Raw genomic sequence first — 13,492 nt, forward strand, 5'->3', positions numbered from 1 at the left:
CGCTCTTCGAGCTATGGCGGACAAGTCGCTTTGCCCACCCTACGGTGCCACGCTTGCGGTGCCACGCCTTCGCGCAGTCTCAGGCGATCGTGTTAACGATACCACCTTCCGCGCGCAGCGCCGCACCGTTGGTCGCGGACGCTTCCTTCGACGCGACATAGACCACCATGTTGGCGATTTCGTCGACGCTGGCGAAGCGCTGGATCAGCGAGCTCGGGCGGTGCTGCTTGACGAAATTGGCCGCGGCCTCATCCACCGACTGGCCATTCTGCTTGGCGAGATCCTTCACGAAGGTCTCGACGCCCTCCGACATGGTCGGACCCGGCAGCACGGAATTGACGGTGACGCCGGTGCCGCGGGTGAGCTGCGCGAGGCCGCGGGCGACCGAGAGCTGGGCCGTCTTGCTCATGCCGTAATGGATCATCTCGACGGGAATGTTGAGCCCGGACTCCGATGAGATGAAGACGATGCGGCCCCAGTTGCGCGTGAGCATGCCCTTCATGTAGGCGCGCGACAGCCGCACGCCGCTCATCACGTTGACCTCGAAGAAGCGGCTCCAGTCCTCGTCAGGGATCTCGAAGAAGTCTTTCGGCTCGAAGATGCCGGCATTGTTGATGAGGATGTCGACCTCCGGCAGCGCCGAGACGAGCGCCTTGCAGCCCGAAGCGGTCGAGACGTCGGCGGCGATGCCGCGGACCTTAAGGCCCGCCCCTTCCAGCTTGCGCACGGCGGCATCGACCTTGTCCTGGCCGCGACCGTTGATGACCACGCTCGCGCCGGACGCAGCGAGACCTTTTGCGATGGCGTGGCCGATGCCGGCGGTGGAGCCGGTCACGAGGGCGGTCTTTCCGGAAAGGTCGATCTTCATGAATCGTCTCCATTGTTGCTGAAGCGGATATCGTGTCCAGCGCACGCCGCTTCAATCGCCACAACTGCGAAATCGTAGGGTGGCACAAAGCGACTTGTCCGCTGCAGCTCGAAGATCGAAGGCGGAACCGTGCCCACCTTTTCGACACGAGTTGAAAGCGAAATGGTGGGCACGGCGCGCTGAGAGCGCACCTTTGCCCACCCTGCGGCACTATTGCCGCGGCGGTAGCGTCCTGAGAAACGCGACGATGGCATCGAGATCCTGGGCCGTCATGCTGGCGTAGGCAGCATAGGCCATCGGCGGCTTGAGCTTGTGGCCGTCGCGCGCGATGCCTTGCGTAATCGCACGTTTGATTTCGTCGTCGCTCCACTGCCCAATACCGACCGCGGGATCCGCGGTGATGTTGGGGGAGACGGATTCGCCCCACGGCCCCTTGAATGTCCGGCCACCCTTGCCGCTCGCACCCGCGAAATCATGCACGACGGACGGGCCCTCCGGCGTGTGGCATTCCAAACAATGGGCGATGGTCAGGAGATAGCGGCCGCGCGCGAGCTTGTCGGAGATCTCGGCCTCGGTCGCCTGCTTGCCGGCATAGGTCGGCGTTTCCGGCTTCAGCGCGATCCTGTATTCCGGCGCCGGGGTTTCGTGGCGCACTGCGGGTACTGAGCGCAGGTAAGCGGTAAGCGCATCGAGATCCCGGGCCGTGAGCACCGTGTAGAATGCGGTCGGCATGATTGGCGCGACCTTGGTCCCGTTCGGCCTGTGACCGCTGACCAGAAACCGCTTCATCTCGGCATCGCTCCAGTTGCCGATGCCGGTGTCCTTGTCCGGCGTGATGTTGGAGCCGGTGACCTTGAAGGCAGGCTCATCGAAGACCTGGCTGCCGCCCGCGAGCGCGCGCGAGAGATCGAGGCCCTGCGGCCCGCGCGGCGTGTGGCAGTTGTGGCAGACCATCACGCTGTTGACGAGATAGGCACCGCGTTCGACCAGCGGCTCGCCGGAGGCCGGCGACATCAACAGCGCCAGCGCGATCCCAAGCACAATCCTCATCTACAGCCCCCCGGCCGAATCGCGTTCACCAGACGATGCGCGGCATGAGATATCGCCGCGCCATACAAAAAAGCGGCGCCCCAGAGGGCGCCGCTTTCTGAAAACTGAGGTACCGGCCGGCTTACGCCGCCTCGGCTTCCTTCTCCTGCACCGGACCGGAGTCCTGGCCCTTGGCATCGACGTCGCGGTCGACGAACTCGATCACGGCCATCGCGGCGTTGTCGCCGTAGCGGAAGCCGGCCTTGATGATGCGGGTGTAGCCGCCCTGACGGTCCTTGTAGCGGGGCGCCAGCACGTCGAACAGCTTCTTGACCTGATCCTTGTCGCGCATCTCGGAGATGGCCTGGCGACGCATGGACAGGCCGCCCTTCTTGCCGAGGGTGACGAGCTTCTCGACGATCGGACGGAGCTCCTTGGCCTTGGGCAGCGTGGTGACGATCTGCTCGTGCTTGATCAGCGCGGCGCACATATTGGCGAACATCGCGCGGCGATGCTCGGCCGTGCGGTTGAGCTTCCGATGAACCTTGCCGTGACGCATTTTTGTATTCCTTGAATTCCATTCGTCGCGACGGTTCGTCGGACTTGTTGCTCAGGTGGGCTGCCTGCGTTCGCCCGCTAAAGCGCGATGAATTCGCGCCTTAGCTAGTTGTAATTCGGATCAGTAGTGATCCTCGAAGCGCTTGGCGAGCTCGTCGATGTTCTCCGGCGGCCAGCCCGGCACTTCCATGCCGAGGTGCAGACCCATCTGGGCCAGCACTTCCTTGATCTCGTTCAGCGACTTGCGGCCGAAGTTCGGGGTGCGGAGCATTTCCGCTTCGCTCTTCTGCACGAGGTCGCCGATGTAGACGATGTTGTCGTTCTTCAAGCAGTTGGCCGAACGCACCGACAGCTCGAGCTCGTCCACCTTCTTGAGGAAGGCCGGGTTGAAGGCGAGGTCCGGGATGATCTCCTGGGCGACTTCCTTGCGCGGCTCTTCGAAGTTGACGAACACGTTGAGCTGATCCTGCAGGATGCGGGCGGCATAAGCCACCGAGTCATCCGGCGTCAGCGCGCCGTTGGTCTCGATCGTCATGGTCAGCTTGTCGTAGTCGAGGATCTGGCCCTCACGGGTGTTCTCGACCTTGTAGGAGACCTTGCGGACCGGCGAGTACAGGCTGTCGACCGGGATCAGTCCGATCGGCGCGTCCTCGGGACGGTTGCGCTCGGCGGGCACGTAGCCCTTGCCGGTGGCGACCGTGAACTCCATGCGGATCTCGGCGCCCTCGTCGAGCGTGCAGATCTGGAGGTCCGGGTTGAGCACGACCACGTCGCCCACGGTCTGGATGTCGCCGGCGGTGACGACGCCCGGGCCCTGCTTCTTCACGACCATGCGCTTGGGGCCTTCGCCCTGCATCTTGATCGAGATGTCCTTGATGTTGAGCACGATGTCGGTGACGTCCTCACGGACGCCCGCGATCGAGGAGAACTCGTGCAGCACGCCATCGATGTGCACCGACTGCACCGCCGCGCCCTGGAGCGAGGAGAGCAGGATGCGGCGCAGCGCGTTGCCGAGCGTCTGGCCGAAGCCGCGCTCGAGCGGCTCGGCGACGATGGTCGCGAAACGGTTCGAATCGCTGCCGGGTTGGATCTGGAGCTTGTTCGGCCGAATCAGTTCTTGCCAATTTTTCTGGATCGTCACTGTTTCACCCATACAGGCCAGTCAAACTGCTAGTGCAGACACTGGCGTTGGAGAAAGGCCGCGGATCATTCGCGCGGCTTTGCAAAAAGTCATTGCGGGCGACCAATGCGCCCGCAACTTGGTATCAAACGCGCCGACGCTTGCGGGGACGGCAACCGTTGTGCGGGATCGTGGTCACGTCGCGGATCGAGGTGACGGTGAAGCCCGCGGCCTGAAGCGCACGGAGCGCCGACTCGCGGCCCGAACCGGGACCAGCGACTTCGACTTCGAGCGTGCGCATGCCGTGCTCCTGCGCCTTCTTCGACACGTCCTCGGCGGCAACCTGCGCGGCGTACGGCGTCGACTTGCGCGAACCCTTGAAGCCCATCGTGCCGGCGGAAGACCAGGCAATCGTGTTGCCCTGCGCGTCGGTGATGGTGATGGTCGTGTTGTTGAACGAAGAGTTCACGTGCGCGACGCCGGAGGCGATGTTCTTGCGCTCACGACGACGAACGCGGGTGGCTTCCTTGCCCATAGAGTACCTTTCCTGAAGATCTCAAACGCCGCCGTAATGCCAGCGGCTACACCTGTGGAACGAAAGGCGCGTGGCGAACGGGTCTCCCCTTTCGCCACACGCCGCGATTGGATTCGAAAACTTACTTCTTCTTGCCGGCGATGGCCTTGGCCGGACCCTTGCGCGTACGCGCATTGGTGTGGGTACGCTGACCGCGCACCGGCAGGCCGCGACGATGACGCAGGCCGCGATAGCAGCCAAGGTCCATCAGACGCTTGATGTTGATGCCGACCTCACGACGCAGGTCGCCCTCGACGAGATAGTCGCGGTCGATCACTTCGCGGATCTGGAGCACTTCGGCATCGCTGAGCTGGTTGACGCGACGATCCTCGGGGATCTTCACCTTCTCCAGGATCTCACCAGCGATCTTCTGGCCGATGCCATGGATGTACTGGAGCGCGATCAGCACGCGCTTGTTGGTCGGAATGTTCACGCCGGCAATACGGGCCACGGCCTTCTCTCCTGTTGCCGATCCCTCGTCAGGAATCAGGCTTTAAGTGCTTGGTTTCTCGGGCAGGTGTTCACAAACGCGAACACGACGCCCACCCCTGGTCTTCCTGGGGCCCGGCATCGTTTGAAACTATCCGACTTGGATGCGGGGCTTATTAGGGGATTCAGGGGGCTTTCGTCAACCGCTGCTAGCGCTTAGCTCGCTTTTTCGTGACCTTTTTTGCGGCCTTTTTGGCACCTTTTTTGACAGCCTTCTTGGCGGTCGTTTTGGCTGCCTTTTTGACCGTTTTCTTGGTCGTTTTCTTGGCCGCCTTCTTGGCGCCCTTCACGGCCTTCTTGGCGGCCTTTTTAGCGGATTTGGCAGCCTTTTTGGCGGTTTTCGCCGGTTTTTTGGCTACCTTGGCCTTCTTGGCACCTTTCTTGGCGGGCGCCGACTTGGCCGCGCTGCGCGCATGGGCCTTGCCATACGTCTTGGGTTCGACCGCCCCGAGGGCCAGGAGCTGACGATGAATCGCGCGGGTGACCTCGTCGATGGCCATCATGCCGTCGATGGTCGAGAGCTTCCGCCGCTCGGAATAGTAGTGAATCAGGGGTTCCGTCTGGCTGCGGTAGCTAGCGAGCCGCTTGGTCAGGACCTCCGGGGTGTCGTCGACCCGAACCTCCTCCCCACGCTCTCGCATCTGGGCGACGCGAGTCTCGACGCGGCTCAGGAGTGCGCTCTCGTTGACGCGGAGCTCGACCACGGCGTCGAGCTTGAGATGCTTGTGCTTGAGCAGCTCATCCAGCGCCTCGGCCTGCGGCACGGTACGCGGGAAGCCGTCGAGGATGAATCCGTTCTTGGCGTCCGGCTGGTCGATGCGGTCGGAGATGATTCCCACCACGATCTCGTCGGGCACGAGGCCGCCGCTGGCCATAATCTCCTTGGCCTTCAGCCCGACCGGCGTTCCCGCCGCAACGGCCGCGCGCAGCATCTCGCCGGTCGAGAGCTGGACGATGCCATAGCGCTGCACCAGCAGTTGCGCCTGGGTCCCCTTGCCCGACCCCGGCGGTCCCAGAAGTATAATTCTCATCGGCGTACGCCCCCCGATTGGTGAGCGATACGTCGCGCACCTGTGTTTGAAGTCCAATGACAGTGCAAATCATAATCGGCGTCGCACCGCTACCCATATCATAGGGGAGCAAATACCAGGACGCCAAGAAGGCCTTTGAAATCAGTGATTGCGTCGCAGGGAGAGCAGCTCTGCCGATGTCTTGGAATGGCTGACTGGTCGCCTCGGCGGGCGCCGCGCGTTGCTCGCGCGGCGAATCGGCGGCGCTGTCGCGCCGCCCTCGGAGAACCCCGCGCTTAGCGGCGGCGGCCGCGCAGCTTCGACTTCCGGATCAGGCCCTCATACTGATGCGCCAGCAGATAGCCCTGCACCTGCGCCACCGTGTCCATGGTGACGCTGACGACGATCAGCAGCGAGGTGCCGCCGAAGTAGAACGGCACCGAGGCGTAGGAGATCAGGATTTCCGGGATCAAACAGACGATCGCCAGATAAACAGCGCCGAGCACGGTGATGCGCGACAGCACGTAGTCGATATATTCCGCGGTGCGCTCGCCCGGGCGGATGCCCGGAATGAAGCCGCCATGCTTCTTCAGATTGTCCGCGGTCTCGGTCGGGTTGAACACGATCGCAGTGTAGAAGAACGCGAAGAACACGATCAGCGCGAGATACATGATCAGGAACAGCGGACGGCCGTGGCCGAGCTGGGTCGTGATCCACTGGAACCATTCCGGCCCGCTGCCGGCGTTGAAGTTGGCAACCGTGGTCGGCAGCAGCAGCAGCGAGGACGCGAAGATCGGCGGGATCACGCCCGAGGTGTTGAGCTTGAGCGGCAGATGCGAGGACTGGCCCTCGAACATCTTGTTGCCGACCTGGCGCTTCGGATACTGGATCAGCAGCCGGCGCTGCGCGCGCTCCATGAACACGATGAAGGCAATGACGGCGACCGCCATGATGATGACGACCAGGATCAGGCCGGTCGACATGGCGCCCTGACGGCCGAGCTCGAGCATGTTGGCGAGCGCCGCGGGCAGCTCGGCGACGATGCCGGCGAGAATGATCAGCGAGATGCCGTTGCCGATGCCGCGCGAGGTGATCTGCTCACCCAGCCACATCAGGAACATGGTGCCGCCGGTCAGCGTGATCGCCGTGGACAGGCGGAAGAACATGCCGGGGTCGCTGACGACGTTGCCGGCGCCCTCGAGGCCCACCGCGATGCCGTAGGACTGGAACGCGGCCAGGATCACCGTGAGATAGCGGGTGTACTGATTCAGCAGCTTGCGGCCGGACTCACCTTCCTTCTTCAGCGCCTCGAGCTGCGGCGAGACGGTGGTGAGGAGCTGGATGATGATCGAGGCCGAGATATACGGCATGATGTTCAGCGCGAAGATCGCCATGCGGTGGATACCGCCGCCGGCGAACATGTTGAACATGCCGAGGATGCCGCCCGCCTGGGAGCGGAACACCTGTTCCCAGATGTTGGGATCGATGCCGGGAAGCGGGATGTAGGTCCCGAGCCGATAAACGAGCAGCGCACCCAGGGTGAACCAGATGCGCTTCTTCAGTTCGTCAGCCTTGGCAAACGCACCGAAATTGAGATTGGCTGCCAGTTGTTCCGCTGCAGAGGCCATCTTGGACTTTCTCCCGCCGCCTATTGCGCCGTCATGCCCGCGGCCGGGCTACTCTAGCGGACGCCGGACATTATCTGGGGCTCGGCTTCGATAAGTCCACGTCCCACACGCGTAAAGGCCCGCGAGCCGCGGGCCAATGACGCAGTTGTTACGCCGCCTCGCCTTCTTCCTTGGCAGGGGCGAGGATCTTCACCGAGCCGCCGGCCTTCTCGACCGCGGCGATCGCGGTCTTCGTGGCGCCGTGCACTTCGATGTTGAGCTTGGACTTGAGCTCGCCGCGGCCGAGCAGCCGCACGCCGGCCTTGGCGCGGCGCAGCACGCCGCCCTTCACCAGGGCCTCGACGTTCACGACGCTGCCGGCGTCGATCTTCTTGGCATCGACCGCTTCCTGGAGCCGGTCGAGATTGATCTCGGCGAACTCGACGCGGAAGATGTTGTTGAAGCCGCGCTTCGGCAGACGGCGATGCATCGGCATCTGGCCGCCTTCGAAACCCTTGATGCGCACGCCCGAACGCGCGGTCTGGCCCTTGCCACCGCGGCCGGACTGCTTGCCTTTGCCCGAACCAATGCCACGGCCGACGCGCATACGCTTCTTGCGCGAGCCGGCGTTGTCGGCGATATCGCTGAGCTTCATCGCCCTGCTCCTTGTTTCTTGCGCATGATCTTCACCGAAAACGGGTGCCCGCTTTTCGGGATCCTGCGCCTTTGCTTACTTCTCGTCGACGATGCGAACGAGATGGTGAACCTTCTCGATCATGCCACGAACCGCCGGGGTGTCCGGCAGTTCGCTGGTGCGGCCGATCTTGTTGAGCTTGAGTCCGATCAGCGTCGAACGCTGCGAGTGATGGCGGCGGATCGCGCTGCCGGTCTGCTCGAGCTTGATCGTCTTTGCTGCCTTGGCCATGGGAGTCTACTCCGAAAAGCTTCCGTTAGTCGGCAGCCGCCTCGGCGTCACCGCCGATACGGCGGGACTGGAGGGTGGACACCTTGATATTGCGGCGGGCTGCGACCGAACGCGGCGAATCCTGATGCTTCAGCGCGTCGAAGGTTGCGCGAACCATGTTGTAGGGGTTCGACGAGCCGATCGACTTCGCGACCACGTCCTGGACGCCGAGCGTCTCGAACACGGCGCGCATCGGGCCGCCGGCGATGATGCCGGTACCGGCCGGAGCAGCACGCAGGTAGACACGGCCCGCGCCATGACGGCCGGCGATGTCGTGATGCAGCGTACGGCCCTCGCGCAGCGACACGCGGGTCAGGTTGCGCTTGGCGGATTCAGTCGCCTTGCGGATCGCCTCAGGCACTTCGCGCGCCTTGCCGTGACCGAAGCCGGCGCGGCCCTTCTGGTCGCCGATCACGACCAGCGCTGCGAAACCGAAGCGCTTGCCGCCCTTGACGACCTTTGCCACGCGATTGATGTGGACGAGCTTGTCGACGAACTCGCTGTCGCGCTCCTCCCGGCGTTCACGTCCGCCGCCGCCGCGTTGATCGCGTCCACCACGTTGTTCGCGTTCTGCCATTTTTCCAATCCTTCAGAGGCTTGCGCCTCAATCCTCAAATTCTGTTAGAAGCTCAGCCCGCTCTCACGCGCAGCGTCGGCCAGTGCCTTGACGCGCCCGTGGTAGAGGTAGCTGCCGCGATCGAACACGACTTCCTTGACGCCCTTCTCGGCGGCGCGCTCGGCCAGCAGCTTGCCGACCGCCTTCGCCGCATCGATGTCGGCGCCGGTCTTGCCGCCGTCGCGCATCGACTTCTCGAGCGACGAGGCAGAGGCCAGCGTCTCGCCCTTCAGGTCGTCGATGACCTGGGCGTAGATGTGCTTGGACGAGCGAAACACCGACAGACGCGGACGACCGCCACCGGAGCGGCGCAGCTTCAGCCGCACACTCCGCTTGCGCCGGGCATTGGTAACCTTGGCTTTGGACATGACCGGCTCCGTTACTTCTTCTTGCCTTCCTTGCGGAAGATGAATTCGCCAACATACTTCACGCCCTTGCCCTTGTAGGGCTCCGGCGGACGATAGGAGCGAATCTCGGCGGCGACCTGGCCGACACGCTGGATGTCGCTGCCGGTCACCGTGATCTCAGTCGGCTTCGGCACGGTGATCGTGATCCCTTCCGGGATCGCGTAGACCACGTCGTGGCTGTAACCGAGCGCGAGCTGCAGGTTCTTGCCCTGCATCGCGGCGCGGTAACCGACGCCGGTGATTTCGAGCTTCTTCTCGAAGCCCTTGGTGACGCCTTCGACCAGATTCGCGACCTGGGCGCGAGCAGTACCGTACAGCGCCCGCGCGCGGTTGGTCTCGACCCGCGGGTTCACCTTGACCTGGCCGTTCTCGAGCTTCACCTCGACGTCGTTATGGACGACGAACTGAAGCTGGCCCTTGGGCCCCTTCATCTTGACGGTCTGCCCGTCGACGGTCGCGGTCACACCCGACGGAACCGCCACAGGCCTTTTGCCAACACGTGACATGGATCAACAATCCTTCTCAGAACACCGTGAAGAGAACTTCGCCGCCCACATTCGCTTCGCGCGCGCTGTGGTCGGCCATGATCCCCTTCGGCGTCGACAACACCGAAATGCCGAGCCCGTTGTTGACCCGCGGCAGAGCCTTCACCGAGGCGTAAACACGACGCCCGGGCTTGGAGACTCGTTCGATCTCGCGGATGACGGGCTCGCCGTCGAAATACTTCAGCTCGATCTCGATCTCGCTGCGGCCCGAGGAATGCTCAAGCGTGGCGTAACCGCGGATGTAGCCTTCGGTCTTGAGGACCTCGAGCACGTTCTCGCGCATCTTCGAGCCAGGCGTGGAGACCTTGGACTTCGAACGCATCTGCGCGTTGCGGATACGGGTGATCAGATCGCTGATTGGATCGTGCGTAGACATCTAAACGACCCTCCTTACCAGCTGGACTTCACGAGGCCCGGGACCATGCCCTTGGAGCCAAGGTCGCGCATCGCGATGCGAGACAGTTTGGTCTTGCGGTAGTTCGAGCGCGAACGGCCCGACAGCTCGCAACGCAGACGGATGCGGGTCGCCGACGAGTTGCGCGGCATTTCCGCAAGCTTCAGGGTGGCGGCGAACCGCTCCTCCATCGGCAGCGTCTTGTCGGCGATGATCGCCTTCAACCGCTCGCGCTTCGGGGCGGCGTTCTTCGCCATCCGCTTGCGCCGGTTGTTCTTCTCGACTGAACTCTTCTTTGCCATGCTTGGCTCCTGGGTATCCGCGTTTGAGAGGCTTTAGGTCAGCGTCTCACTGCCGGAACGGGAAATTGAAAGCGGTCAACAAGGCCCTCGCCTCGTCGTCGGTCTTGGCCGTGGTGCAGACGGTGATGTCCATACCGCGGGCTTCCGTGACCTTGTCGAAGTCGATCTCGGGGAAAATGATGTGTTCCTTGAGGCCGAGCGAGTAGTTGCCGCGGCCGTCGAAGCTCTTCGGGTTCAGGCCGCGGAAGTCGCGGACGCGCGGCAGCGCGACCGTCACCAGGCGATCGATGAACTCGTACATGCGGGCCTTGCGCAGCGTGACCTTGCAGCCGATCGGCTGGTTCTCACGCAGCTTGAAGGTCGCGATCGCGATACGCGAATAGGTCACGATCGCCTTCTGGCCGGCGATCAGCGTCAATTCAGCGGCGGCGTTCTCGGCCTTCTTACGGTCGTTGACGGAGTCGCCAACGCCCATGTTCAGCACGACCTTGTCCAGACGCGGAACCTGCATGACGTTCTCATAACCGAACTTCTCGGTCATTTCCGTCCGGATCTTCGCGTCATATTCCGCGCGCAGGCGCGGCGTGTAAGCGACCTCAGCCATCGATCTCAGCTCCCGAGCTCTTGGCGATGCGGACCTTCTTGCCGTCCGCCAGAATCTTGAATCCGACGCGGGTCGGCTTTCCATCCTTGCCGACGAACGCGATGTTGGACAGTTGGATCGGCGACTCCTTCGAGATGATGCCGCCCTCCTGGGCCTGCGTCTGCTTCTGATGACGCTTGACCATGTTGATACCGCGCACCAGCGCCGTGCCGGCGTCCGGGCGAACCTCGAATACTTCGCCGGTGCGACCCTTGTCGCGACCGGTCAGCACGACGACCTTGTCGCCCTTGCGGATCTTCGCAGCCATCACAGCACCTCCGGCGCGAGCGAGATGATCTTCATGTGGTTCTTCGCGCGCAGCTCGCGCGGCACGGGCCCGAAGATACGGGTGCCGACCGGCTCGGACTGGTTGTTGATCAGAACGGCGGCGTTGCGGTCGAAGCGGATGACCGAACCGTCGGCGCGGCGGATGTCCTTGCGGACGCGCACCACGACGGCCTTCATCACGTCGCCCTTCTTCACCTTGCCACGCGGAATCGCTTCCTTGATCGAGACGACGATGATGTCGCCGATCGTGGCGTAGCGGCGCTTGGAGCCTCCGAGCACCTTGATACACATGACACGGCGTGCGCCAGAATTGTCGGCCACGTCGAGGTTGGTCTGCATCTGAATCATTGATGCACCTCGTCCTCTTCTCTCTTGCGCCAGCCCAGCCGGCGCTCAACATTTTCCTGAAGTCAGTCGGCTAAAGCCAACAGATCAGGCGCTTTTCTTGTGTTCGCCCCGGATCACGATCCAGCGCTTCAACTTCGAAATCGGCTTGGTTTCCTCGATCCACACCATGTCGCCCGGCTTGAACTGGTTGTCCTCGTCGTGCGCGTGGTAGTTCTTCGAACGGCGGATCGTCTTCTTGTAGATCGGGTGCGTGAAGCGGCGATCGACGCGCACCACAACGGTCTTGGCAGTCTTGTCGCTGACGACCACGCCTTGCAAAGTACGTTTCGGCATATTCGTAAGCCCCTTACTTCTCTTTCGCGCGCTTCTGCGCGGCGACGGTCTTGATGCGGGCGATGTCACGGCGAGCCTCGCGCAGGCGCGAGGTGTTCTCGAGCTGCCCGGTGGCGCGCTGGAAGCGCAGGTTGAAGCGCTCCTTCTTCAGATTCAGGATGGCGTCATCCTGCTGATCAGGGCTCAATGCACGGATGTCTTCGATCTTCATCTGGGCCATGGCCATTACTCCGCAATGCGCTCGACGAAGCGCGTCTTGATCGGCAGCTTGGCGGCCGCCAGGGTCAGCGCTTCACGCGCCGTCTGGGTGTTGACGCCGTCGATCTCGAACAGCACCCGGCCGGGCTTGACGCGCGCGACCCACAGTTCCGGAGCACCCTTGCCGGAGCCCATGCGGACTTCGGCCGGCTTCTTCGACACCGGAACGTCGGGGAACACGCGGATCCAGACGCGGCCGGCGCGCTTCATGTGGCGGGTCAGCGCGCGGCGAGCGGCTTCGATCTGGCGCGCGGTAACGCGCTCCGGCTCGGTCGCCTTCAGGCCGAACTGGCCAAAGGCCAACGTCGCACCCGAAGACGCAACGCCGTGGATACGGCCCTTATGCGCCTTCCGGAACTTCGTTTTCTTAGGTTGCATCATGGCTTCAAGCCCTCAAATTCTCTGTGCTGGCGTCAGGCCGCAGCGTTGTCACGGCGCCCACGGCCACCGCGATCACCACCGCCGCCGGTCTCGCCTTCGGCCATTCTCTTGTCCTGGGCCATCGGATCGTGCTCGAGGATCTCGCCTTTGAAGATCCAGACCTTGACACCGCAGGTGCCGAAGGTCGTGAACGCGGTCGCAACGCCGTAGTCGATGTCGGCGCGCAGCGTGTGCAGCGGCACGCGACCTTCGCGGTACCACTCCATGCGCGCGATTTCCGCGCCGCCCAGGCGACCCGAGCAGTTGATGCGGATGCCTTCCGCGCCGAGACGCATCGCCGACTGCACGGCGCGCTTCATGGCACGGCGGAACGCCACGCGGCGTTCGAGCTGCTGCGCGATCGACTCGGCCACCAGCGTCGCATCGAGCTCCGGCTTGCGGATCTCGACGATGTTGATGACGACGTCGGACGAGGTGATGTCCGCGACCTTCTTGCGCAGCTTGTCGATGTCGGCGCCCTTCTTGCCGATCACCACGCCCGGACGAGCCGAGTGGATGGTGACGCGGCACTTCTTGTGCGGACGCTCGATCACGATGCGGGCGACGGCCGCCTGCTTGAGCTCCTTGTGCAGGATCTCGCGGATCTTGACGTCCTCGTGCAGCAGCTTGCCGTATTCCTGCTTGCCGGCGAACCAGCGGGAATCCCAGGTCCGGTTGATGCCGAGACGCAGACCGATTGGATTGATCTTTTGACCCAT

Annotated in this window: 22 protein-coding genes; all 22 read right to left on the minus strand. The window is 63.3% G+C overall.

The window, feature by feature from the left end:
* Positions 1–79: 79 nt before the first annotated feature.
* Entirely contained in the window at positions 80–868 is a 789-nt protein-coding gene (locus AB7535_RS19595; protein ID WP_085405461.1) for an SDR family NAD(P)-dependent oxidoreductase, read from the minus strand.
* A 210-nt stretch (positions 869–1,078) separates the two neighbouring features.
* The gene (locus tag AB7535_RS19600; protein ID WP_085405460.1) at positions 1,079–1,918 is read right to left on the minus strand and encodes a c-type cytochrome; all 840 of its coding nucleotides are present in this window, start codon (positions 1,916–1,918) and stop codon (positions 1,079–1,081) included.
* 121 nt (positions 1,919–2,039) lie between these two features.
* On the minus strand, positions 2,040–2,456 hold the full coding sequence (gene rplQ, locus AB7535_RS19605) for a 50S ribosomal protein L17 (RefSeq protein WP_014494513.1): 417 nt from the start codon (positions 2,454–2,456) through the stop codon (positions 2,040–2,042).
* Positions 2,457–2,576: 120 nt separating this feature from the next.
* Positions 2,577–3,608, minus strand: coding sequence for a DNA-directed RNA polymerase subunit alpha (locus AB7535_RS19610; protein WP_085405459.1), 1,032 nt, complete (start codon positions 3,606–3,608; stop codon positions 2,577–2,579).
* A 112-nt stretch (positions 3,609–3,720) separates the two neighbouring features.
* Positions 3,721–4,110 (minus strand): 30S ribosomal protein S11, encoded by a 390-nt coding sequence (rpsK, locus tag AB7535_RS19615; RefSeq protein WP_007603045.1) that lies wholly within the window; start codon positions 4,108–4,110, stop codon positions 3,721–3,723.
* 121 nt (positions 4,111–4,231) lie between these two features.
* Positions 4,232–4,600, minus strand: a complete 369-nt coding sequence (gene rpsM, locus AB7535_RS19620) for a 30S ribosomal protein S13 (protein ID WP_014494511.1) — start codon at positions 4,598–4,600, stop codon at positions 4,232–4,234.
* A 187-nt stretch (positions 4,601–4,787) separates the two neighbouring features.
* Positions 4,788–5,669, minus strand: coding sequence for an adenylate kinase (locus AB7535_RS19625; protein WP_085405458.1), 882 nt, complete (start codon positions 5,667–5,669; stop codon positions 4,788–4,790).
* Positions 5,670–5,944: 275 nt separating this feature from the next.
* Entirely contained in the window at positions 5,945–7,276 is a 1,332-nt protein-coding gene (secY, locus tag AB7535_RS19630) for a preprotein translocase subunit SecY (protein ID WP_071912844.1), read from the minus strand.
* Positions 7,277–7,424: 148 nt separating this feature from the next.
* Positions 7,425–7,910: a 50S ribosomal protein L15 gene (rplO, locus tag AB7535_RS19635; protein WP_014494508.1), complete on the minus strand. Its 486-nt coding sequence runs from the start codon at positions 7,908–7,910 to the stop codon at positions 7,425–7,427.
* Between the two features lie 75 nt (positions 7,911–7,985).
* On the minus strand, positions 7,986–8,180 hold the full coding sequence (gene rpmD / locus AB7535_RS19640) for a 50S ribosomal protein L30 (RefSeq protein WP_011088137.1): 195 nt from the start codon (positions 8,178–8,180) through the stop codon (positions 7,986–7,988).
* Positions 8,181–8,205: 25 nt separating this feature from the next.
* Positions 8,206–8,796: a 30S ribosomal protein S5 gene (rpsE, locus tag AB7535_RS19645; RefSeq protein ID WP_028152981.1), complete on the minus strand. Its 591-nt coding sequence runs from the start codon at positions 8,794–8,796 to the stop codon at positions 8,206–8,208.
* Between the two features lie 44 nt (positions 8,797–8,840).
* Positions 8,841–9,203, minus strand: coding sequence for a 50S ribosomal protein L18 (gene rplR / locus AB7535_RS19650; protein WP_007603036.1), 363 nt, complete (start codon positions 9,201–9,203; stop codon positions 8,841–8,843).
* An 11-nt stretch (positions 9,204–9,214) separates the two neighbouring features.
* Positions 9,215–9,748, minus strand: a complete 534-nt coding sequence (gene rplF / locus AB7535_RS19655) for a 50S ribosomal protein L6 (protein ID WP_063982587.1) — start codon at positions 9,746–9,748, stop codon at positions 9,215–9,217.
* A 16-nt stretch (positions 9,749–9,764) separates the two neighbouring features.
* Positions 9,765–10,163 carry a 30S ribosomal protein S8 gene (gene rpsH, locus AB7535_RS19660; RefSeq protein WP_008136338.1) on the minus strand — a complete coding sequence of 133 codons (399 nt, stop codon included), beginning with the start codon at positions 10,161–10,163 and terminating at the stop codon, positions 9,765–9,767.
* A 14-nt stretch (positions 10,164–10,177) separates the two neighbouring features.
* Positions 10,178–10,483, minus strand: coding sequence for a 30S ribosomal protein S14 (gene rpsN / locus AB7535_RS19665; protein ID WP_063982585.1), 306 nt, complete (start codon positions 10,481–10,483; stop codon positions 10,178–10,180).
* A gap of 46 nt (positions 10,484–10,529) precedes the next feature.
* On the minus strand, positions 10,530–11,087 hold the full coding sequence (rplE, locus tag AB7535_RS19670; RefSeq protein ID WP_063982584.1) for a 50S ribosomal protein L5: 558 nt from the start codon (positions 11,085–11,087) through the stop codon (positions 10,530–10,532).
* The gene (rplX, locus tag AB7535_RS19675) at positions 11,080–11,394 is read right to left on the minus strand and encodes a 50S ribosomal protein L24 (protein WP_063982583.1); all 315 of its coding nucleotides are present in this window, start codon (positions 11,392–11,394) and stop codon (positions 11,080–11,082) included. Before rplX ends, rplE begins: the two co-directional genes overlap by 8 nt.
* Positions 11,394–11,762 (minus strand): 50S ribosomal protein L14, encoded by a 369-nt coding sequence (rplN, locus tag AB7535_RS19680; protein WP_007603030.1) that lies wholly within the window; start codon positions 11,760–11,762, stop codon positions 11,394–11,396. The genes rplX and rplN overlap by 1 nt, the downstream gene beginning before the upstream one ends.
* An 84-nt stretch (positions 11,763–11,846) precedes the next feature.
* Positions 11,847–12,095 (minus strand): 30S ribosomal protein S17, encoded by a 249-nt coding sequence (gene rpsQ / locus AB7535_RS19685; protein ID WP_063982582.1) that lies wholly within the window; start codon positions 12,093–12,095, stop codon positions 11,847–11,849.
* Positions 12,096–12,108: 13 nt separating this feature from the next.
* Complete coding sequence (gene rpmC / locus AB7535_RS19690; RefSeq protein WP_063986292.1) at positions 12,109–12,315, minus strand: 50S ribosomal protein L29; 207 nt, start codon at positions 12,313–12,315, stop codon at positions 12,109–12,111.
* Positions 12,316–12,320: 5 nt separating this feature from the next.
* Positions 12,321–12,734 carry a 50S ribosomal protein L16 gene (gene rplP / locus AB7535_RS19695; RefSeq protein ID WP_063982581.1) on the minus strand — a complete coding sequence of 138 codons (414 nt, stop codon included), beginning with the start codon at positions 12,732–12,734 and terminating at the stop codon, positions 12,321–12,323.
* Positions 12,735–12,766: 32 nt separating this feature from the next.
* Entirely contained in the window at positions 12,767–13,492 is a 726-nt protein-coding gene (gene rpsC, locus AB7535_RS19700; protein ID WP_063982580.1) for a 30S ribosomal protein S3, read from the minus strand.

Source organism: Bradyrhizobium sp. 956_D2_N1_4, assembly GCF_052076025.1.
Taxonomy (GTDB): Bacteria; Pseudomonadota; Alphaproteobacteria; order Rhizobiales; family Xanthobacteraceae; genus Bradyrhizobium; species Bradyrhizobium barranii.